At 61.1% G+C, this 20,336-nt stretch carries 20 protein-coding genes; 4 read left to right on the top strand and 16 right to left on the bottom strand.

Annotated elements, in window-relative coordinates:
• Positions 1–47: 47 nt before the first annotated feature.
• The 5 genes from M2366_RS13110 to M2366_RS13130 form a co-directional block, all read right to left on the bottom strand.
• The gene (locus M2366_RS13110) at positions 48–1,262 is read right to left on the bottom strand and encodes an aldose 1-epimerase family protein (protein WP_259269920.1); all 1,215 of its coding nucleotides are present in this window, start codon (positions 1,260–1,262) and stop codon (positions 48–50) included.
• 264 nt (positions 1,263–1,526) lie between these two features.
• Entirely contained in the window at positions 1,527–3,122 is a 1,596-nt protein-coding gene (gene gshA, locus M2366_RS13115; protein ID WP_259269921.1) for a glutamate--cysteine ligase, read from the bottom strand.
• Positions 3,123–3,183: 61 nt separating this feature from the next.
• Positions 3,184–5,997: a pitrilysin family protein gene (locus M2366_RS13120; protein WP_259269922.1), complete on the bottom strand. Its 2,814-nt coding sequence runs from the start codon at positions 5,995–5,997 to the stop codon at positions 3,184–3,186.
• Between the two features lie 27 nt (positions 5,998–6,024).
• Positions 6,025–6,450, bottom strand: coding sequence for a YqaA family protein (locus M2366_RS13125; protein WP_224431284.1), 426 nt, complete (start codon positions 6,448–6,450; stop codon positions 6,025–6,027).
• A gap of 63 nt (positions 6,451–6,513) precedes the next feature.
• Positions 6,514–7,476: an NADP-dependent oxidoreductase gene (locus M2366_RS13130; RefSeq protein ID WP_224431285.1), complete on the bottom strand. Its 963-nt coding sequence runs from the start codon at positions 7,474–7,476 to the stop codon at positions 6,514–6,516.
• Between the two features lie 56 nt (positions 7,477–7,532).
• Between M2366_RS13130 and M2366_RS13135 the strand changes: the two genes are divergently transcribed.
• The gene (locus tag M2366_RS13135; protein ID WP_259270048.1) at positions 7,533–7,700 is read left to right on the top strand and encodes a hypothetical protein; all 168 of its coding nucleotides are present in this window, start codon (positions 7,533–7,535) and stop codon (positions 7,698–7,700) included.
• 115 nt (positions 7,701–7,815) lie between these two features.
• Here the strand turns inward: M2366_RS13135 and M2366_RS13140 are convergent, their stop codons facing one another.
• The gene (locus M2366_RS13140) at positions 7,816–8,880 is read right to left on the bottom strand and encodes a Preprotein translocase subunit SecY (RefSeq protein ID WP_259269923.1); all 1,065 of its coding nucleotides are present in this window, start codon (positions 8,878–8,880) and stop codon (positions 7,816–7,818) included.
• A gap of 232 nt (positions 8,881–9,112) precedes the next feature.
• Between M2366_RS13140 and M2366_RS13145 the strand changes: the two genes are divergently transcribed.
• Positions 9,113–9,427 carry a hypothetical protein gene (locus M2366_RS13145; RefSeq protein WP_042044173.1) on the top strand — a complete coding sequence of 105 codons (315 nt, stop codon included), beginning with the start codon at positions 9,113–9,115 and terminating at the stop codon, positions 9,425–9,427.
• 17 nt (positions 9,428–9,444) lie between these two features.
• Here M2366_RS13145 and M2366_RS13150 read toward each other — a convergent pair whose 3' ends face one another.
• The 4 genes from M2366_RS13150 to rpsF form a co-directional block, all read right to left on the bottom strand.
• Positions 9,445–10,188, bottom strand: coding sequence for a ferredoxin--NADP reductase (locus tag M2366_RS13150; RefSeq protein WP_259269924.1), 744 nt, complete (start codon positions 10,186–10,188; stop codon positions 9,445–9,447).
• 102 nt (positions 10,189–10,290) lie between these two features.
• Entirely contained in the window at positions 10,291–10,737 is a 447-nt protein-coding gene (rplI, locus tag M2366_RS13155) for a 50S ribosomal protein L9 (RefSeq protein ID WP_042044176.1), read from the bottom strand.
• 49 nt (positions 10,738–10,786) lie between these two features.
• Positions 10,787–11,017, bottom strand: a complete 231-nt coding sequence (gene rpsR / locus M2366_RS13160; RefSeq protein ID WP_005313392.1) for a 30S ribosomal protein S18 — start codon at positions 11,015–11,017, stop codon at positions 10,787–10,789.
• A gap of 32 nt (positions 11,018–11,049) precedes the next feature.
• A complete protein-coding gene (gene rpsF, locus M2366_RS13165) occupies positions 11,050–11,436 on the bottom strand; it encodes a 30S ribosomal protein S6 (protein WP_005895384.1) in 387 nt (128 codons plus the stop codon).
• A 299-nt stretch (positions 11,437–11,735) separates the two neighbouring features.
• On the opposite strand from rpsF, the gene M2366_RS13170 reads away from it, so the two are divergent.
• Positions 11,736–12,974 (top strand): Nramp family divalent metal transporter, encoded by a 1,239-nt coding sequence (locus M2366_RS13170; RefSeq protein WP_404972799.1) that lies wholly within the window; start codon positions 11,736–11,738, stop codon positions 12,972–12,974.
• Between the two features lie 86 nt (positions 12,975–13,060).
• Positions 13,061–13,909: a hypothetical protein gene (locus M2366_RS13175; RefSeq protein ID WP_259269926.1), complete on the top strand. Its 849-nt coding sequence runs from the start codon at positions 13,061–13,063 to the stop codon at positions 13,907–13,909.
• A 45-nt stretch (positions 13,910–13,954) separates the two neighbouring features.
• Here the strand turns inward: M2366_RS13175 and M2366_RS13180 are convergent, their stop codons facing one another.
• The 6 genes from M2366_RS13180 to rnr all read right to left on the bottom strand — a co-directional run bounded on the left by M2366_RS13180 (position 13,955) and on the right by rnr (position 20,291).
• The gene (locus M2366_RS13180) at positions 13,955–14,791 is read right to left on the bottom strand and encodes a DMT family transporter (protein ID WP_259269927.1); all 837 of its coding nucleotides are present in this window, start codon (positions 14,789–14,791) and stop codon (positions 13,955–13,957) included.
• Positions 14,792–14,924: 133 nt separating this feature from the next.
• A complete protein-coding gene (locus M2366_RS13185) occupies positions 14,925–15,785 on the bottom strand; it encodes a DMT family transporter (RefSeq protein WP_042044181.1) in 861 nt (286 codons plus the stop codon).
• Positions 15,786–16,040: 255 nt separating this feature from the next.
• Entirely contained in the window at positions 16,041–16,490 is a 450-nt protein-coding gene (locus M2366_RS13190; protein ID WP_259237024.1) for a GNAT family N-acetyltransferase, read from the bottom strand.
• A gap of 109 nt (positions 16,491–16,599) precedes the next feature.
• Entirely contained in the window at positions 16,600–17,157 is a 558-nt protein-coding gene (locus tag M2366_RS13195; RefSeq protein WP_224431294.1) for a Crp/Fnr family transcriptional regulator, read from the bottom strand.
• A 9-nt stretch (positions 17,158–17,166) separates the two neighbouring features.
• Positions 17,167–17,916: a 23S rRNA (guanosine(2251)-2'-O)-methyltransferase RlmB gene (rlmB, locus tag M2366_RS13200; protein ID WP_042044185.1), complete on the bottom strand. Its 750-nt coding sequence runs from the start codon at positions 17,914–17,916 to the stop codon at positions 17,167–17,169.
• A complete protein-coding gene (rnr, locus tag M2366_RS13205) occupies positions 17,913–20,291 on the bottom strand; it encodes a ribonuclease R (RefSeq protein WP_042044186.1) in 2,379 nt (792 codons plus the stop codon). The genes rlmB and rnr overlap by 4 nt, the downstream gene beginning before the upstream one ends.
• Between the last annotated feature and the right edge of the window lie 45 nt (positions 20,292–20,336).

Genomic DNA, 20,336 nt, shown 5'->3' on the forward strand with positions numbered 1-20,336 from the left:
CATGAAAAAGCCGCTCATGGAGCGGCTTTTTGCTGTTTGCCTGCCACTCAGGGCAGCTTGACCAGGGGCTGCTCCCGCAGCTCTGTGGGACGACCGGCCTGGATCTTATCCACCTGGGCCAGGGCCTGCTTCACCTCTTCCCCATTGCGCAGCAGGCGATAGGTCAGATCGAAGGTCTTGGTCTCCCCCGGCTGGATCTTGGGAACCAGCCCCAGCGGGCGCTGGTACTTGGTGCTGTAGGCATAGCTGGTGCCGGGCTCTATGCCGGTCACATAGCCCTGGGCCAGGGTGTCGGTGTTCTTCCACAGGGTCAGCACAGGCAGCTGGTGCGTGTTGTAACCCACAGCCACCCCGACATTGCCCGCTTTGTTGTTGAGCACCGCCAGGGTATTGCCGTCGGCATCGCTGTAGGGCACCAGGTTGAACACCATTTCGTCGAAGCCCTTGGTCGGCCCCAGGTAGGTTTGCCAGCCCTTGAGCCCCGCCTTGGCGTAGTCATTGAACGGGGATATCTGCTTCACCGGGGTGCTGACCCGCGCCCCCTCCTCCAGGATGGGCGCCCCGAAGTTGCCGTGATAGATGATCTGGTACTCGTTCTCGTAGTCGGCGTGGTTGGTCAGCTTGTCCTGCAAGGCAAACTCCGCCTGACCGGGCACCACGCTCAGCTGGGTCCAGGTGACCAGCTCGCTCATCTTGAAGGTGCGCTCGTCCACCCGGCCCCGCACGTGGATGGCGTAGGGCGGCTCTTCGTCCACTGTCACGCTGACCACTGAGGCCGGTATGTTCTGCACCCGGCCGTGCAGGCTCTTGAGGCGGCCATCGTCGTCCACCCCGGGGTGGCCGGTCCACTCATAGCCGCAACGTACCAGCATCTCGTTGAAGCCATCGAGCCAGCCGAGACCGGCGCGGCTCTCCAGATCGATGAAGGCCGGGTTGACCACCTCCTTGACCGGGGAATCCCAGCCGAGGCGCACATCGGCCCCCTTGACCTCCTTGATCCCCATGCCACGGGTCGGCACCAGGGTTATCTTCATCACCCCGTTGTCGACGATGAGCAAGTCCACCCCCTCCTGGCGCCCGCCGTGCAGGCGCTTCTTCTCGATGGAGAAGGGTACCGGGCTCTTGATCCCCAGCTTGTCGCTGGTGATCTTCCAGTCCCCCACATCCAGCCCCTGCTGGGAATCGGTCAGCAGGAATTCGGCGGCCTGAGCAGAGCTCGCGCCCAGGGCGAGCAGCACGGCAATGGAGAGTCTCTTCAACATGGCTTTATCCTCGTGTCTCTTGTTCTTGTGAGTGGTTTTCGCGAAAGCTGAATCGTTTCAGTGATCGAAAACTAGGCGCCTGACGCGCCAGACTCAAGGGACAAAAGGGGGAAATGTGAGCCGTTTGACAATAAAGACGTCAATCCGCCTGCTGAAGTGAAGGCTGACTCACACTTCTTTTTCCCGATAACAGGGCAGCCAGGAAGACGACCCGCGGCCATGAAAAAGCCGCTCCGAGGAGCGGCTTTTTGTATCAGGAGACGATCAGGCGGGCACTGTGCGGCCGAAGTAGTCGGCCAGGAAGTCATCGAAACTCAGGCTGTCGCCCCGCTCCCGTTCCCGCTGTTTGAGCAGGGACTCCCGCGCCTCACCGGCAAAGTAAGCCTCATCCCAGTACTGCAGTTCACCGGCCAGCAACTGTTCGCGATACTGACTGGCCAAGGCGTCGCCGAAGCAGCCGTTATCCAGGTCGCTCTCCTTGAGTAGCTTGAGCAGGCGGGCCGAGTAGGTGAGTTCGGGGTTGTTGAGCTTGGCTCTGTGCGTCGCCACCGTCTCACGATAGCGATTACGGCCACAGCAACGGTCCAGCAAGGCCGCGACCTCATCCAGCTCGTCAAACAGGCTGAGTCCGTACTCCTTGAGGCCGAGGGCTGTGCCCTGCTCATCTTCAAGCTGCAGGCCGGGGCGACGCCCCTCCAGCACGACCTTGTTCATGTTGCGACGATTGCGGGCGATCTCCTCTTCCGACAGCTGGGCAGAGGGACGCAGAAGGCACCACACCAGGAAGACGTCGAAGAAACGTACCTGCTCCACGTCGATACCGAGCGGCGTGAAGGGGTTCACGTCCACGGTGCGCAATTCTATGTATTCGATACCACGCTGCTCCAGCGCATCCGACGGCTTCTCGCCGCTGCGGGGGGTACGCTTGGGGCGGATAGGCGCATACAACTCGTTTTCGAGTTGCAAGACATTGTCATTGAGCTGGCGATACTCACCGTTCACCTTGACCCCTATCTTGGCAAACTCGGGGTCATGGGTACTGATGGCCCGGCGCAGGGAGGCCACATAGGCAGGCAAGTTGTCGTGGCTGATATTGAGCATGCTCTGGGAGCTGCTGGTATAGCCGAGATCGGACAGGCGCAGGGAGGTGGCATAGGGCAGATAGAGAGTCCCCTTGCCAATCTTCTCGAACGGCAGGGTGCTGGTCCGCCCCTTGAGGAAGGATTGGCAGATGGCAGGGGAAGCGCCAAACAGGTAAGGCACCAGCCAGCCGAAGCGGTAGACGTTGCGAATAAGCCCCATGTACTTCTCGGAGATGAAGCGCTGGCTGCAACAGGGCTCCCCCGCCAGATCCTGCCATTCACACCAGAAGCTGTCCGGCATGGAGAAGTTGAAGTGGATGCCGGCGATCACCTGCATCAGGCTGCCATAGCGATTCTTGAGGCCCTGGCGATAGAGGGTCTTCATCCGGCCTATGTTGGAGCTGCCGTACTGGGCAAGCCGTATGCTCTCCTCGTCACCGACGAAGCAGGGCATGGAGAGCGGCCAGAGGCGCTCTTCGCCGATGTGCTGGCTGACATGGTGATGAATGTCGCCCAGCTGCTCCATCAGGCTCTCGATAGAGTCGGTGGCCGGGGTAATGAACTCCAGCAAGCTCTCGGAGTAGTCGGTGGTGATGTTGGCATGGGTCAGGGCCGAGCCCAGACTGTGGGGGTGATCCCCCTGGGCCAGGCCACCCTCGGGGGTGATGCGCAGGGTCTCGCGCTCCAGGCCACGCCGGATCCCTTTGAGGGCAGACAGACGTTCCGGGGTTCCCAACGCCGCCAGTAACTCGCGCAGTGACAAGCTAGATGTGGTCATATTCAAGACTCATTGTTGGCCGCCCCAGTCGGGGCGGCACTCAGGCATGCCGCACGCTTCTCTAGGGAAGTTGCAGCGGATAGATAGGAAGATGAAGCTGGCTTAAGGGTTTTTCAAGCTTTTGCTTGTCTCCCACCACCACTATTACCATCTGCTTGGGATCGAGCCAGTGGGCCGCGCTCTGCTTTAGAGTCTCTTGTGAAACCGTTTTAATCAGTTGGCTCTGGGCCTGAACGAAATCCGGTTTCAGGTCATACATGATCATCTGCAGCAGGAAGCCCGCCTTCTGGCTCAGGGTCTCATAAGAGAGCGCATCCTGCTGGGAGACGGCACTGCGCATGTAGGCCAGCTCCACCGGGGTGGGGCCGCTCCCCTGATACGCCTCCAGCTCCTTGAGGAACTGGCGAATGGCATCCACGGTGGCATCCGCCCGCACATTGGCACCGGTGGCGAAGACACCGACATCACGATTGGCGGAGAAACCCGAGCTGGCGCCATAGGTGTAACCCTTGTCTTCCCGCAGGTTGAGGTTGATCCGGCTGTTGAAATTGCCCCCCAGGTTGAAGTTCATCAGACCGGCGGTGAAGTAATCCCCCGTGGTATCAAACGCCATGGCGCGGCGACCGATGCGGATCACCGACTGGGGCGCCCCCGGCTTGTCCACCAGATAGATGCCCGGCTTGGCTTGCGCCACCTTGGGTTTGAGGTCGCCAAGGGTAGGAGCCGTGCCTTGCCATTCGGTCAGGAAGCCGAGCTGATCCTCCACCTGCTGCTGGGTGACGTCACCCACCACCACCACCTTGGCATGGCTCGAGTCGTAGTAGTGCTGATAGAAGCGCTTCACATCGCTCAGGGTCAGCTTGGCGACATCCGCGGGCAGACCCTCAGCCGGCTCCCCCAGACGGCTGCCCTTGCCATAGATCAGCTCGCGAAACGCCTGACCCGCCAGCCACTCAGGCTGCTGCTCGCTCTGCTTCATGCCTTGCAGCAACTGAGCCTTGGTGCGCTCAAAGTCTGCCTCACGCAGGCCGGGGCGCAGCCACAGCTCCTTCACCAGTGCCAGGGTCTGGGGCAGCTTGTCGGTCAGGCTGCTGATGGTGATCAGGTTGTTGTACTGGGCGCTGGAAAACTCGATGCTGGCCCCCAGCTTTTGCAACTCGTCGCTGAGCGCTGCCTCGGAGAGGCGTACCGACCCCTGCTCCATCATGGCCGCGGTCAGATTGGCCAGTCCCAGCTCCCCCTTGCTCTCGGCACTGATGCCACCGGGCAGGGCAATCATGATGGAGACGGCCGGGATCTCGTCACTCTGGCTGCCGATGATCTCGATGCCCTTGTCGAGCTTGCCATGCCAGATGGCCGGCACCTTGGCACTGACCGCATCGCTCACCCTGGGCTGCACACCGCGATCGAAACTGTCGGTCACCGGGCGCAGCGGCAGGGCCGCTTCATGCTTGTTGTAATCGGGTAGCTCACGCTTGGCCGGGGTGAAGTTGGGGGGAGCCACCTGCCACTGGCTCTTGCCTTTGGGCACCACACTCATCACCACCGCAGGCTTGCCCGCAATGAACTTGTCATAGGCCGCCTTGACCTGCTCCGGGGTCACCTTGCCAATGGCATCCAGGCTCTTGAACACGTAGTTGGGATCACCGGCCAGCACCTGGCCCATGGCCAATTGGCTGACCTTGCCCTCGACGCTATCGAGTCCCCAGATGGTGGAGGCGCGATACTTGCTGATGGCTTTCTCCAGATCCTCCGGCTTGAGGCCACGCTGGGCGAAGTCGCCGATCGCCTTGTCCACCTCAGCCTTGAGGCTCTTGAGGCTGCCATCCACCGCAGGGTTCGGATAGGCGTAGACGGTCAGGGTACAGGCCAGCTCCTCGCAATAGTGAGTGGCCCCCACTTCCAGCGCCTTGCCGGTCTTGACCAGGGATTGATAGAGCATGGAGCTGGCCGAACCGCCCAGCACATCGGCGAACATGTCCAGCGCAGGCTCCTGGGGATCCCCCAGGGCGACGGTCGGATAGCTGATGTAGAGCAGCGGCAGGTGCACCTTGTCTTCCAGGGTGATGTAGCGGGTCTCGGGCAGACTCACCGGCTCGGGGGTCGGCTCGGCAACCTCGGGCCCTCGGGGAATGGTGCCGAAGTACTGCTCAATCCAGGCCAGGGCCTGCTTGCTGTCAAAATCCCCCCCCAGAGTCAGGGTCGCATTGTTGGGGCCATACCAGCGCAGGAAGAACTGCTTGAGGTCATCCACCCCGACCCGGTCCAGATCCTCCACATAGCCGATCGGCTGCCAGGAGTAGGGGTGAGTGCGCGGGTAGAGCGCCTCGCCCATCCGCTCGCTCACCAGGCCATAGGGCTGGTTATCGACCCGCTGACCGCGCTCGTTCTTGACGGTGGCGCGCTGGATCTCGAACTTCTTCTGGCTGACCGCATCGAGCAGGAAGCCCATGCGATCCGCCTCCAGCCAGAGCACTTTCTCCAGCTGATTGGCTGGCACCGTCTCGTAGTAGTTGGTTCTGTCCTTGTTGGTGGTGCCATTCATGTCACCACCGGCCTCGTTGATGATGCGCATGTGCTCCTGATCCCCCACATGCTTGGAGCCCTGGAACATCATGTGCTCGAAGAAGTGGGCGAAGCCGGACTTGCCGACCGTTTCGCGCGATGAGCCGACGTGATAGGTCACATCCAGGTGCACCAGGGGATCCGATCTGTCCGGCGCCAGGATCACGGTCAGGCCATTGTCCAGCTTGTACATCTGGTAGGGAATGGCGAGCTGGCCCGCCGTCTTGGTCTGCTGGGATACCAGGGTTGGCGCGGCCAGAAGTGGCAGGCTGAACCCGAGCAATATGCCGAGTGGGATGAGTTTGTTCACTGTTACCTCGTAGATGAAAGGCACCGGCTAGAAGAATTGAATCGCCAGCAACAGGACCAGGCCATAACGGATTAACTTACCGAGACCGATGAGAATAAGCGAGCGCCAGAATGAGAGGCGCAGCCAGCCGGCCAACAGGCAGAGCCCGTCGCCGAGAATGGGCGTCCAGGCGAGCAGCAGACACCAATGACCATGTTGTTTGAGCCATCCAAGCGCCTTTTGTTCCCCACGTCCCTGAAAATCTTCGGGTTTTTTCTTGAAGGTCGCCAGCCAGCCGAGCCACCAGCTGGTCATGGATCCCAAGGTATTGCCGAGGGTGGCCCAGAGCAGCAAGCTGGCCGGGCTCCACTCCCCCCGGCTCGCCATGGCCCCCAGCAGCAGCTCGGAGCCACCGGGCAAGAGCGTCGCCGAGCCAAAGGCGCTCAGAAACAGCCAGCCGAGACTCATCTCCATGAGAGGGGCGCCGCCCGACCCGCAAGCCGAGCCTGATGCGCTCGGTCAGCCTGCGGCCTGTGGTTAGTCATCCACGCTCGCCGCGGGCATGCGCAGCAGCAGTTTGCCACGAGTGTGACCCGCTTCGATGGCGGTGTGGGCCAGGGCCCCGTCGGCCAGCTCGAACTCGCGATTGATGCAGATCTGCGCCTCATCGATGCGCAGCAGGGTCAGCATCTGGGCCAGCTGCTTGGGGTTGGGCTGCACCAGCATGCCGCGCACCTCGATGCCGCGCTCGCTGCCCGCCAGCTTGATCGCCTCCGCCGTGATGGTCGGCACTGTGATCAGGCGGCCGCCGCTGGCCACGCAAGCCAGCGCCGCCTTGCCACTCTCGCCACCGACCAAGTCCAGGACCAGCTCAACCTGACCGACCTGAGCAGCCCAATCGGCATCGTGGTAATCGACCAGCCGCTCGGCGCCTATGCCGTGCAGGAAACCATGGTTATCCGGGCTGGCCAGCGCGGTCACCTTGGCGCCATAGGCCCTGGCCCACTGCACCGCCAGGTGGCCGACACCGCCCGCCCCGGCCAGGATCAGTACCCGCTGCCCCTGTTTGAGCTCACCATGGTCGAACAGGCCCTGCCAGGCGGTCAAGCCTGCCAGGGGCAGGGCCGCGCCCTGTTTGAGGCTCACCTCTTCCAGCGGCACCAGCAACTCGGCCGGGGTCAGGGCAGACTCGGCGTAGGCGCCGCCCTGCAGCGGGAAGCCGATCATGCCACACACCTTGTCGCCCACCTTGAGGGTCTCTACCCCTGGGCCAAGGGCTTCCACCACACCGGCCATGTCATAGCCTGGTGTCCAGGGCAGCTTGTCCTTGTTTTCGGCGGCAGCCCACCCTAGACCGGCGCGGGTCTTGGCGTCGATGGGGTTGACCCCGGCGTAACAGATGCGCACCCGCACCTCACCCTCGGCGGGCATGCCATCCAGAGAGGGGTTTAGTCTGAGTACCGAGGGGGGGCCGAATGCGGTAATCTGTAGTTGCGTCATTGCAGATTCCATCCTTATGGTTGACGGTGAGGCGACAGGATAACAGTGAGGACACCATGGCTCGAATGTTTCTTATCCCGCTGCTGCTGGCCCTGGCCTGGTGGCTGTTTCTGCTCTACTTTCGCATCCCCATCAAGCGGGGCGCCAAGGGCTTTTACTGGATCATCGGGCTGGGTGGCGCCCTTGCCGCCTTCCTCAACCTGATGATGATACTCACCCACTAGCAAACCCCCATGCTAACCGGGCTTAACCCCCTCCCGCTGGAGCTTCGATGCCAGCTGGCACTGCCATTGACGCTGCTAACTTGCCCATCCAAGAGGCCCTGGGCGAGCCTCTCTGTCAGGGCCCAGTCTGATATTGACCCGGTTCGGATTGCCCGGTCTCTTGCAGGGCATAGTGACGGTTGCTGCCCTGGGTCAGCACCCCCTCGCGCATCAACTGCACGAAGATCTTGTCCACCTCTTCAAGGGGCAAGGAGAGCGCCTGAGCGACCGCCCGTTTACCACATTTGAGTCGCCCGCTTTGCAGACCCTGGCGTACCGCATCCAGCGGCGTGAGCTGAGGGGCTGGCTCAGATTGCCCCTCATCATGGTCATGCTGATCCATGCGCCCCCTCTCCCCTGAGACCCGGGAGACGACACACCCACTGCTGCGCTGAGCCTGCCAGTGGCGGCGAAAACGGGTCTCATCCCCAATCAGGGAGACGAAAAAGGCTCCGAACACATCGAGCAGCACAGAGAGGAAACAGACCAGCAAGAATTGCACCTGGCCTATGCTCACCCCCATCCCCTCCGCCAGACTGCTCATCAGCCCCAGCATCGAAGATTGTTCATTGAGCGGCTTGGCATCACGCTCAAGGCGCAGTTCATCCTGCTTCAATCTGAGTTGGGTATTGGCCTGCTGCAAGCCACTCACGCCACTGGAGATGCGGGCCATTTCGATGTACTTGCGCGCCGCCTCCTCATTGAGGCGGATCTGGCGCTCTATGCTGTCGATCTGCTCATCAAAGCGCGCGACCTCCCGCTCATGTTTGGCCTGAATGCCGAGCACGGTGTTGGTGGCGCTGTTGATGCCACCTATGCTGCCGCCGATGGAGATGGCCGCCAGCACGGCGTAGAACAGCAGTGACCAGAAGGCACCACCCAGCTCCCGCCGCGCCCGGCGCTCGCCATATTCGTACCAGATGTAGAATTTGCCGAGCTCAAAAATGATGGCAAGGCCGCCAAACAACCACTTCATCAAGGGGTTGTCGTCGATGGAGAGAAACAGCAACAAAGAGAAAACGATGGAGGCCAAGATGGCCAGCCCGGTAAAACCATAGACGGTGGTGAGTGCGAACCAGCCTTTGGGGTAACGTAACTGGGATGAGGGAGACGCTGAGGGCAAGGAGATGGCTGTCTGCATGATGCTGCGCTGGCGGTTGGAATATCAGACCGCCGATTATAGAGTCGCTCCGCCAAGATTGAAGGCTATCACTCTGAAATGGCAAGATATTACCGACGTTCGGACAGGGGATGACCAGTTTGGTCAGATTTTCGACCTGCATCCACTTTCCCCAGGCTCATTAGGCTGGGATCCAGCTAGCTGACACTATACTGGCACCAGTCATCAGTCATCACCACATCGAGGATCTATCATGCGACATAGTGCACTGCTGCTCACCCTGCTTGCCCTGAGCGCCACCACCCAGGCCGCACCACCCAGTAATAAAGATGGTGGCGTCAGCCTGTCGGGCGGCGCAATCAATGTCGATTTTGACACCAAGGAGTACGACTGGTGGCAACACAACTGTCTGGATATCCGCATAGGGGACAGTCGCCTCAAGACTGACTGCGGCAACATGGATGGCAAATACCGCGATCACTACAATCGCAGCGTCCACGGTGACAACAACCCGGGCCAGGGTCACAACAAATCCAAAGGTAATAATGGCAAGGGTAAGCACAATTAAGCCCCCTCATTGCCCTGCTACCAGTAGTTTTCCGAGCTGATCTGACCTGGGGTACGGCGCAGATTTTTGGTCAGGCCCTGCTCAATCAGGGAGAGCTGGGTCGCCTTGACCATCTCGGGATTGCCGCAGATCAGTACCTGGCTGCGCTCGGGGCTAAAGCCCAGTCCCACTCGCTCTTGCAGGGCGCAGCTGTCGATGGCCGCAGGAATGCGACCCACCATGGCATCCGGCCAGGGCTCACGACTGACGAAGGGCACATAGTGAAGCCGCGAGCCGAGCCGGGCTTTCAACTCGCCAATCAGCGGCTGATAGCTGAGCTCTTCCCCCTTTCTTACCCCGTGCACCAGGATCAGATTCTCGAAGCGCAGCTCGGCCTCCCCCGCAGTCAAAAGCGAAAGGAAGGGACCGATGGCGGTGCCGGTGGAGAGCAGCCAGAGATCCCGTCCCGCCGGGATCTCATCCAGGGTGAGAAAACCGGTCGCCTGGGATTGCACCAGCAGTGGATCCCCCACGGCCAGGGCGCTCAGCGCGGGGGTCAGCTCGCCACCCGGGATCTCGACCAGATAGAACTCGTGGTAGGGGGACGATGGCGGGTTAACGAAGGAGTAGGCGCGCTGAATGCGGCGCTCGCCCTGCTCGAGGGCCAGCTTGGTGAATTGTCCCGCTTGATAGGGGAGCAGCGGCGCTTCTACCCTCAGGGAAAACAGGGTATCCGTCCACTGGATACGCTCGATGACACGCCCTTCTACCCAAGCCGCCATGGAAACCTCTCTCGTTGCAACAGTCCCTTACTCTAACTCGGTGCCCCAAAATAAAAAACCCGCGCCGAGGCGCGGGTTTTCTTCTGCAAAAGCGAATCGCTATTACAGAGCAACAACCTGGATCTGTACGGTTGCCTTGACGTCAGCGTGCAGCTGAACAACAACTTCGTACTCGCCGGTGTTACGCAGAACGTTGCCCATACGGACTTCACTCTTGGCAACAGCAACGCCGGCAGCAGTGATGGCATCAGCCACGTCACGGGTACCGATGGAACCGAACAGCTTGCCTTCGTCACCAGATTTGGAGGCGATAACAACAGCAGCCAGTTCACCCAGCTTGGCAGCGCGCTCTTCAGCGGCAGCTTTACCGGCAGCCAGTTTGGCTTCCAGTTCAGCACGGCGAGCATCGAAGGTCTCGATGTTGGCCTTGGTAGCCATAACGGCTTTGCCTTGCGGGATCAGATAGTTACGGGCGTAGCCAGCTTTAACGTTGACTTGATCACCCAGACCGCCCAGTTTGGCGATTTTGTCGAGCAGGATAACTTGCATTACCTTTCCTCTATGAGAGTTGAGTTAGGCTTAAGTGCCGGACCGATTCTTACTTGTTGTGCAGATCGGTGTACGGCAGCAGAGCCAGGTAACGAGCACGCTTGATGGCGCGTGCCAGCTGACGCTGATACTTGGCGCGAGTACCGGTGATACGGCTCGGTACGATCTTGCCAGATTCAGTGACGTAGTTTTTCAGAGTAACGATATCTTTGTAGTCGATCTCGGTAACGTTCTCGGCAGTGAAGCGGCAGAACTTACGACGACGGAAATAACGTGCCATGGCCTTTATCCTCTATGTCAGTGATCTAAGAATTACTCTTCGGAAGAAGCTTCAGTCGCTTCTTCGCGGCGCTCGTCGTCACGACGTGGGAAGCGCTCTTCTTTGGCCTTGGCCATCGGAGAAACTTCAGTCACAGCGTGCTTGGTGCGCATGATCATGTTGCGGATAACGGCATCGTTGAAGCGGAAGTTGGTTTCCAGCTCATCGATAACGGCTTGCTCTGCTTCTACGTTCAGCAGAACGTAGTGGGCTTTGTGCAGCTTGTCGATCGGGTAAGCCAGTTGACGGCGGCCCCAATCTTCCAGGCGGTGAATAGTGCCGCCGGCAGTGGTGATGGCGCCAGTGTAACGCTCGATCATGCCGGGGACTTGCTCGCTCTGGTCCGGATGAACCATGAAGACGATTTCGTAATGACGCATTTTAGCTCCTTACGGATTAATTCAGCCTCCGCCCAGGTGCAGCCAGACCTCGGAGGCAAGGAACGTATGGTGTTTAGACGCTGCTTTCATAGGGCGGCGTATTGTACGAAATCGACACACCGACTGCAACTGGCCGTTGTGATTTTGATAGCCGATAGTTTCTCCTGCCGCCCCCTTCTGCCCACGCCAGGGCCACAGGCATTACTGGCCGAGTAAATAACGGCTCTTTCCTATCGATCCCATCCAAAAACCCAATTGATAATAGTTATCAGTTACAGCTATGCTAGGGCTATATCCTTATGGAGGGTGCCGTTATGCAACCCGCAGTCAGTGCCATAGTGACCCAGCGCAAACTCAGATTCAGCCTGTTGGGCCCCGCCTTTATCGCCGCCATCGGCTATATAGACCCGGGTAACTTCGCCACCAATATTCAGGCGGGCTCCACCTTCGGCTATCAACTGCTGTGGGTGGTGGTCTGGGCAAACCTGATGGCCATGCTGGTACAGACCCTCTCGGCAAAGCTCGGCATCGTCACCGGCAAGAACCTGGCCGAACACATTCGCGACCGGCTGCCCAGACCGGCGGTCTGGGCGTACTGGGTACAGGCGGAGATCATCGCCATGGCGACCGATCTCGCCGAATTCATCGGGGCGGCGGTGGGCTTCAAGCTGCTGCTTGGCGTGACCCTGATGGAGGGGGCCTGCATGACGGCGGTGATCACCTGGGGCATTCTCATGTTGCAGAGCCGCGGCCAGAAGCCCTTGGAGTATGTGGTCGGCGGCCTGCTGCTGTTCGTGGCAGCCGCCTATCTGGTCGAGCTGATGCTCTCCCGCCCCCATCTGCCCAGCCTGCTGGAAGGGGCCCTCTTCCCCGGTCTGCCCAACAGTGAGGCCATCTACCTGGCCGCCGGCATCCTGGGCGCGACAGTCATGCCCCATGTTATCTATCTGCACTCGGCGTTGACCCAGCACGGCGAAGGGCAAGGCTCGGTCGACCAGCGTCTGCACAGCACCCGGGTCGATGTGGCCATTGCCATGACCATCGCCGGTTTCGTTAACCTGGCCATGGTGGCCATGGCCGCGGCGGCCTTCCATGCCACGGGTAACCAGCACGTGGCCGAACTGGAGTCCGCCTACCAGACGCTGACCCCCTTGTTGGGTCAGGGGGCGGCCACCCTGTTTGGCCTCTCCCTGGTCGCCTCAGGCATCTCCTCCACCGTGGTGGGAACCCTGGCGGGCCAGGTGGTGATGCAAGGCTTCGTGCGCTTCACCATTCCGCTCTGGCTGCGCCGCCTCATCACCATGGCTCCGGCCTTCATCGTGATTGCCATGGGCCTCAACACCACCGAAGTCCTGGTACTGAGCCAGGTGATCCTGAGTTTTGGCATAGCCCTGGCGCTGATCCCGCTGCTGATGCTGACCGGGGAGCGTGCCCTGATGGGGGAATATCGCAATCATCCTGTCACCCAGGCGCTGGGGCGTCTCATCGTCGCCTTGGTCATTGGCCTCAACGCCTACCTGCTGGTCTCCCTGCTCTGATCTCCCCCAGGCTCATTAACCCAAGTTAATGAGCCTGGGCTCCCTTTGCGCTATCCTGCCCTTCAATCCCATTGCAGGAGTGTCCCATGCACCATACCCGCGCCAGCTTCGTGCTGGGTCATCACAACGAGCTGGCTAAGGTGATCCATTGCCAAGTCGGTGAACCGACCCTGCTGGTGACAGACCTCAGCCCCTTTCACCCCCAGAGTCATCTCTGGCCCGATCAGCCTGGGGATATGGGCAGGGTGTGCTGGGAGGGGGGTGAGGCCAAGGTGGCCCCCTGTCGCATGGGGGCTATCAGCCCTGCGGGTGAACTCTTTGTCGATCTCGATATACCCGTGAAACGGGGTGAGCCCGGTTGGGCGTTCGTGGTGGTTCACCCCTTGTCCGGTCGATATGACCTGGCAGTCGGCACCGAGATAAGCCTGCAGGTGGATAGCGAGCGACGCCTCGCCCTTAGCCTGGGTCACAGCGGCTGCCACCTGGCGGCGCTGGCTCTCAACCGGACACTCGTCCCTTACTGGCGCAAGGAGGTGAGCGAGCGCGACACCCTGGATCAGCCCGACTTTGACCGCCTCGCCATCCAGACCTCGCGGGTCGAGCCCATGGGCTCCCAAGAGCAGTACCGGATCGGCAAGAGTCTGCGCAAGAAGGGTGTCAACGGCGAGGCACTGCTGGCAGCACTCGAACAGATTGAAAGCAAGGTCAACGATCAGCTGGCGAAGTGGCTGGCGGCAGGAGGGGCTATCCGTCGCAGCCGGGCCGGCGAAGCCATCATAGACTCGCGCTATTGGCACTGTGCACTCGAGGGCCAGGAGGTGACTATCCCCTGCGGTGGTACCCATGTGACCGGTCTGGCCGAATTGGGCCAGGTGCGGGTGCAGCTCGCCCCCTGCGAGGAGGGCTTTACCCTGATCACCCGGGTCACTCCTTAAGCCAAACATCAGGCCGGTAGCATGCCGGCCTGATGTAGTCACCCATCAGCCGAGGCGGATCAACAGGATACCGCAGAGGATCACCAGCGCGGCCCACAGCCGTACCCGACCCAGTGTCTCCCCCAGCCAGCACCAGGAGAGCAGCACCGCAAACAGTACGCTGCTCTCGCGCAGCGCCGCCACCAGCCCGATGGGCGCCTGGGTCATGGCCCAGATGACGATGCCGTAGGCCAGCAGTGACAAGACGCCGCCGAGGGCGCCGGTGCGCCATGCCGCGAGACTGAGCGCACGCCAGGCGGTACGACTCTGCCAACGCATCAGCAGCGGCATCGTCAAGGCCGTCAGGGCAAACAGCCAGAGGGTATAGCGCACCGGTTCTCCGGCCGAGCGGGCACCAGCCCCATCGGAGAGGGTATAGGCGGCGGTGAACAGCGCAGTGATCAGCACGGCACGCAAGGCCGCAGGCGCCAGTCTGACACCACCGCGCCAGGCCATCAGCAACACCCCGCTGACCAGCACCAGGGCACCCGCTATCGCCATCCCACCGGGCACCTCCCCCAGCAGCAGAGCCCCGAGCAAGAGGGTCACCAGGGGGGCACTGCCACGGGCCAGGGGATAGACTTGGCCGAACTCTCCCAGCCGATAGGCACGACCGAGAAACAGGCAGTAGCCGCAATGCAGCAGGATGGAGAGTGCCAACCAGGGGTATTCGGCAGGCGCTGGCAACCCCACCAGCGGCAAAAAGGGGGCGGCAAACAGCCCGGAGCAGAGGGAGACCAGCAAGACGCTGACCCGCCCCTCGGCCTGGCGCTTGGCCAGCGCATTCCAGAGGGCATGCAGCAGCGCGGCCAGCAAGATGGCCGCAAAGAGGGTGGATGTCACGACGGCGTTCCTGTCACTATGAGCGAGGCAGGCTACCCTATTTTCGGTGCCACAACCGGGATCGGCCTCATAAGCTGCTCATATGAAAAACCGGCCAGTGGCCGGTTTTTCATTGGCAGGAACACAGAGCGCGCTAGCGCAGGCGACGCTGCCAATGGATGGCCAGCAGGATGAAACCCACGCCGACCCAGAGGTTCCAGCTCGGGATCTCGCCAAACAGCCAGACCCCCAGCAGCACCACAAACATCAGCCCGGAGTACTCGGTCGTCGCGATGCGGTTGGCCTCGACCTGCCGATAGGCATAGATGCAGCTGGCATGGTAGAGCAGTTGCATCACGCCGCTGCCCCCGATCAGCACCAGCAGACGCCAATCCACCGGCTGCCACTGATGCACCGCCAGCCCCGCCGTCAGCGGCAGCGCCAGCAGGTTGGCCCAGAACAGGGTCGCCACCACAGAGATACCCGCTGGCAGCTTGCGACCGGTGACATTGAACAGTGCCAGGGTAAAGGCCGTGACCAGCGCCCCCAGCCCGGCGAGATGGAAATCCCCCGGTTTGAGTACGAATACCACCCCAAGCAGCCCCATCCCTCCCAGCAGCCAGACCCGGGAGTTGATCTTCTCCTTGAGCAGCCAGGCCGCCAGCGGCAGGGTCAACAGGGGAGAGACATAGAAGATGGCGTTGGCCGTGGCGAGCGGCAGCTGGGTCAGGGCCAGCATCATGCCCCCGCCGCCGATCAGACAGAGATGACCGCGCAGCAGGTGCCATTTCCAGGCGCCCAGTCCCCAGGCCGCTCTCGGCACCCGCAGCATGAAAGGCAGCAACACCAGCAGGGTCAGCAGCTGGCGCAGGAACATGTATTGGAAGGGGCTGAAACCGGGGCCGATCAGCTTGACCAGCACATCGGAGAAGGCCTGGGCTAGATTGCCCAGCACCAGGGTGATGATGGCGAAGGTTTGCAGATCGAGGGCGAAGCGCTTGCGGATCAGCTCCATCGCCCCTCCCCATTCAGGACAGGGGCAGTCATAAATCGGTGAAGCAGCAAAGCTTTCGGATCTTGTTCAGTATTTATCGCAAGATTTGCCACTTTAGGATGCCTCTGCCGAATATTGTCGATTAATCATTCAAAGAATACGGACTAAGTCCGAGAGAGGCATCCGTTTTCTTTACTACCTCAAGACATAATAATTTCATTGTTATGCCAAAAAGGCATTAGAGGTCCTGAGGGTTGCGCACAAGGTCGCTCACCCTCAGGGGCGAACCATGCCGATGTGCAGTATGTCATCTTCGAGATAGGCCTCCCCCTCGGGTCGATAGCCGTGACGGCCATAGAACTCCTGCAGCTGCGCCTGGGCACCCAGGTAAATGGGCGCCTGGGGCCAGAGCCGTTCGCACTCGGCGCTTGCCGTCTCCATCAACTGATGGCCCAGACCGCCGCCACGGGCCTCAGGCGCCGTCACCACCCGCCCTATCACCGCATGGCCCGGCTTCACGACATCGGGTGCCAGCAGGCGAGCATAGGCGACCAGCTCACCGTCTTGCCACCCCAGCAGGTGCAACACATCGCCGCGCTTGTCCAGCCCATCCAGATCGAGGAAGGGGCAGGTCTGCTCCACCACGAACACCCGCGAGCGCAGTACCAGCAGATCATAGAGTTCATGTAACGAGAGGGCGTCGAAGCCCTTGAGGGTCCAATCCATAACTGACTCCTTGGGAAGAAGCCGCCAGCATAGCGTCCCGCCAGTGGCCCCGCATTAACCTTGGTTAACGGACGGCAGGGATTTTCATGCAGGGAAAGAGCGAGACACCTTAGCGAGATCGCAGTCGTTTCCGGATCCGGCTCAGGCTGATGGGGGTAATGCCGAGATAGGCCGCCACCTGATGATCCGGCAGACGGGCATCGAGGGCGGGGAAATGGGTCAGGAAGTGCTGATAACGCGCCTCCGGGGTGCCGGTCAGCAACAGCAGCTCCTTCTCCTCCTTGATGCGCAGCTGGACGGCGATCAGATGCTGGTACCAGGCGGGCCAAAGGTGGTGCTGACGCAAGCTGGCGAGGGGAAATACCCGCAGACGGCACGGCTCCAATGCCTCCACGCTGTAGCGGGCGGGCTGACCACTGAGCTGATGATGGAAATCGAGAAACTCATCCCCCTCCCAGTAGAACTCCTTGATGTATTCGCGGCCGTCATCGAGGGCGACCCGGGCTCGCAACAGCCCTTGCTCGACCCTCACGAGCAGGTCAGGGCGCTCCCCTGCCCGCCACAAACACTCTCGCGGCGCCAGATGCTGCAAACGGGCAAAAGAGAGGAGGCCATTGGCCTCCTGCTCATCGATGTGGGGATCCCAGCTAAACAGGGGTCGCTCCATGGCGTTCACTCAACCACGGCGCTGACGCACCACTTCGAACAGGCAGACACCGGTGGCCACCGAGACGTTGAGGCTGGAAACCGCCCCAGCCATGGGGATGCTGACCAGCTCGTCACAATGCTCACGAGTCAGACGACGCATGCCCTTGCCCTCGGCGCCCATCACCAGCGCCATGGGTCCGGTCAACTTGGCCTGATAGAGGTCGTGATCCGCCTCGCCGGCGGTGCCGACCAGCCAGATGCCGCGCTGCTGCAACTCGCGCAGGCTGCGGGCCAGGTTGGTGACCTGGATGAGCGGCACCACGTCGGCGGCGCCACAGGCAACCTTGCGCGCCACCGAGGTCAGGCCGGTGGCCTTGTCCCGTGGCACTATCACCGCATGCACCCCAGCCGCATCGGCGCTGCGCAGGCAGGCGCCGAGGTTGTGGGGATCCGTCACCCCGTCCAGCACCAGCAGGAAGGGCTGCGCCTTCTGCTGCTCAAGCTGGTCAAGCAGGCTGGCCAAGTCATGCTCGGCCAGCTTGGGGGCCTCGATCACCTTGGCCATGATGCCCTGGTGATTGTTGCCTTCGGCTTTATCATCGAGGGTCTTACGGTTCACGCTCTGCACCTTGAGGCCCAGGGATTCCAGCTCATCCAACAGCGGCTGCAGCCTGTCGTCGTCGCGCCCCTTGAGGGCCCACACTTCAATGAAACGCTCTGGCTCACGTTCGAGAAGGGCGGCCACGGCATGAATGCCGTATATCAGTTCACTGCTCATTTCGTACTCTTGGCCTTGTCACGCGCCTTCTTGCTCGGACGGCGGTTGTTGGGTTTGGCGGCCGTGGTCTTCAGGGGTTTGCCCTCCTGACGACGCTCATGGCGGCGATTGCTCTTGGCCTTCTCGCTCTTGATCTCGGCCTGTTTGCGCGCCATCTCCTTGGCATTCTTGCCGGTCGCCTTGAGGGGCTCCTCCACCATGGTGAAGTCGATCTTGCGATCGTCCAGATTGACGGCCATGACCTTGACCCGCACCCGATCACCCAGACGATAGCGACGGCGGAAGTTCTCGCCGATCAGCTGCTGATGCATGGGGTCGAACTGGTAGTAATCATTGTCGAGGGAGCTGATGTGCACCAGGCCGTCGATGTGGATCTCCGCCAGACGCACGAAGAAGCCAAAGCCGGTGACGCTGGCGATGACGCCGTCGAACTCGTCACCCACGTGATCCAGCATGTACTCGCACTTGAGCCAGTCGGCCACATCGCGGGTGGCATCATCGGCACGGCGCTCTGTCATGGAGCAGTGCTCGCCCATGGGATCCACTTCTGCCAGCTGATAGTGGTAACCGCCACTCGGGGTCCACTTGTTACGCTGGGCCGCCTGCTCCTTCGCCGCCTGGAACTTGATGGCGCGGTGCAGGATCAAGTCAGGATAACGGCGGATCGGCGAGGTGAAGTGAGCATAGGACTTCAATGCCAGACCGAAGTGACCTATGTTGTCGGCCTGATAGACCGCCTGGCGCATGGAGCGCAGCAACATGGTGGAGAGCAGCTCGGCATCCGGACGGCCTTCGAATTTGGCAGCCAGCTCGGCGAAATCTTTCGGCTCGGGTTCCAGACCGCCTTTGAGCTCAAGGCCCAGTTCGGCAAGGAAGCCACGGAAGTTGGTCAGACGCTCTTCACCCGGACGGTCATGCACCCGGAACAGGGCGGCAGCCTCGTTCTTCTCGATGTAGCGAGCCGCAGCCACGTTCGCCATGATCATGCACTCTTCGATGATCTTGTGCGCATCGTTGCGCACCAGCGGCACGATGCGATCTATCTTGCGCTGGGCGTTGAAGATGAAGCGGGTCTCTTCGCTCTCGAACTCCACGGCACCGCGCTGATGGCGGGCATGCTTGAGCGCCTTGTAGAGGTTGTTGAGCTCCTCGATATGCCCCACCAGAGGGTCATACTGATGGCGCAACTTGGCATCGCCATCCAGCATGGCTGCCACCTTGTTGTAGGTCAGGCGAGCGTGGGAGTTCATCACGGCTTCGTAGAACTTGTAGCCGGACATGCGGCCGCCGGAGGAGATGGTCATCTCGCACACCATGCAGAGCCTGTCTACCTGCGGGTTCAGGGAGCAGAGGCCGTTGGAGAGCACCTCAGGCAACATGGGCACCACGTACTCGGGGAAGTAGACGGAGTTGCCACGCTGATAAGCCTCGCCATCCAGGGCGGTACCTGGGCGAACATAGGAGGAGACGTCGGCAATGGCAACCCAGAGGCGCCAGCCACCACTCTTCTTGGCCTGGCAGAAAACAGCGTCATCGAAGTCGCGGGCATCTTCGCCATCTATGGTCACCAACGGCAGGGAACGCAGGTCGATGCGGCCCACTTTGGCCTCTTCCGGCACCTGCTCGCCCAGCCCTGCAATCTCCTTGGTCACTTCGTCGGGCCAAGTGTGAGGAATGCCATGGGTGCGCAGGGCTATGTCGATTTCCATGCCGGGGGCCATGTTCTCGCCCAGCACTTCCAGCACGGTACCGACCGCATTGATGCGCGCCGTGGCACGCTGAGTGACACGCACTACAACCACTTGGCTCTGGCGAGCGCCCTTGTTTTCCCCTTCAGGGATAACGATGTCCTGGCCGATGCGGCTGTCGTCCGGCACCACGAAGCCCATGCCGTTCTCGACGAAGTAACGCCCGACGATGTCAGCCTCACGCGCCTTGAGCAGACGCACGACGCGCGCCTCCTGGCGGCCCTTGCGATCGATCTCGGTCGGTTGCACCAGCACGTAATCGCCGTGCATCAGCTTTTGCATCTCGCGGTTGTTCAGGAACAGATCCGATCCACCACCTTCAGGGCGCAGAAAACCGAATCCATCTTTATGGCCGAGCACATAGCCTTTCACCAGATTCAGACGATCCGGCAGGGCATAACATTGGTTGCGGGTGAAGACCAGTTGTCCGTCACGCTCCATGGCGCGCAGACGACGGCGAAGGGCTTCCAACGGCTCTTCTTCAGTCAGCTTGAGGACTGTGGCCAGCTCTTCGCGGGACATGGGTTTTTCATGACCGCGAATAAGCTCCAGCAGCATTTCACGGCTGGCGATGGGATTCTCGTATTTCTCGGCCTCTCGTTGGAGGAAAGGATCTTTTTCAGACATAAGCAGGCCTTAGAATAAGTAATGACTCGGCTAGTATATCGGAGG

The organism is Aeromonas sp. BIGb0405, assembly GCF_024807335.1.
In the GTDB taxonomy this organism is placed as follows: domain Bacteria; phylum Pseudomonadota; class Gammaproteobacteria; order Enterobacterales; family Aeromonadaceae; genus Aeromonas; species Aeromonas rivuli.

Bases quoted from the DNA above. Each gene is read 5' to 3' on its own strand.
- M2366_RS13125 (WP_224431284.1), bottom strand. From the start codon at position 6,450: ATGGAGATGAGTCTCGGCTGGCTGTTTCTGAGCGCCTTTGGCTCGGCG.
- gshA (WP_259269921.1), bottom strand. From the start codon at position 3,122: ATGACCACATCTAGCTTGTCACTGCGCGAGTTACTGGCGGCGTTGGGA.
- rlmB (WP_042044185.1), bottom strand. From the start codon at position 17,916: ATGAGCAGTGAACTGATATACGGCATTCATGCCGTGGCCGCCCTTCTC.
- M2366_RS13175 (WP_259269926.1), top strand. From the start codon at position 13,061: ATGCACCATACCCGCGCCAGCTTCGTGCTGGGTCATCACAACGAGCTG.
- M2366_RS13185 (WP_042044181.1), bottom strand. From the start codon at position 15,785: ATGGAGCTGATCCGCAAGCGCTTCGCCCTCGATCTGCAAACCTTCGCC.
- rplI (WP_042044176.1), bottom strand. From the start codon at position 10,737: ATGCAAGTTATCCTGCTCGACAAAATCGCCAAACTGGGCGGTCTGGGT.
- M2366_RS13110 (WP_259269920.1), bottom strand. From the start codon at position 1,262: ATGTTGAAGAGACTCTCCATTGCCGTGCTGCTCGCCCTGGGCGCGAGC.
- M2366_RS13195 (WP_224431294.1), bottom strand. From the start codon at position 17,157: ATGGAGCGACCCCTGTTTAGCTGGGATCCCCACATCGATGAGCAGGAG.
- M2366_RS13145 (WP_042044173.1), top strand. From the start codon at position 9,113: ATGCGACATAGTGCACTGCTGCTCACCCTGCTTGCCCTGAGCGCCACC.
- M2366_RS13130 (WP_224431285.1), bottom strand. From the start codon at position 7,476: ATGACGCAACTACAGATTACCGCATTCGGCCCCCCCTCGGTACTCAGA.
- M2366_RS13150 (WP_259269924.1), bottom strand. From the start codon at position 10,188: ATGGCGGCTTGGGTAGAAGGGCGTGTCATCGAGCGTATCCAGTGGACG.
- M2366_RS13170 (WP_404972799.1), top strand. From the start codon at position 11,736: ATGGAGGGTGCCGTTATGCAACCCGCAGTCAGTGCCATAGTGACCCAG.
- rnr (WP_042044186.1), bottom strand. From the start codon at position 20,291: ATGTCTGAAAAAGATCCTTTCCTCCAACGAGAGGCCGAGAAATACGAG.
- rpsR (WP_005313392.1), bottom strand. From the start codon at position 11,017: ATGGCACGTTATTTCCGTCGTCGTAAGTTCTGCCGCTTCACTGCCGAG.
- M2366_RS13190 (WP_259237024.1), bottom strand. From the start codon at position 16,490: ATGGATTGGACCCTCAAGGGCTTCGACGCCCTCTCGTTACATGAACTC.
- M2366_RS13140 (WP_259269923.1), bottom strand. From the start codon at position 8,880: ATGCAGACAGCCATCTCCTTGCCCTCAGCGTCTCCCTCATCCCAGTTA.
- rpsF (WP_005895384.1), bottom strand. From the start codon at position 11,436: ATGCGTCATTACGAAATCGTCTTCATGGTTCATCCGGACCAGAGCGAG.
- M2366_RS13135 (WP_259270048.1), top strand. From the start codon at position 7,533: ATGGCTCGAATGTTTCTTATCCCGCTGCTGCTGGCCCTGGCCTGGTGG.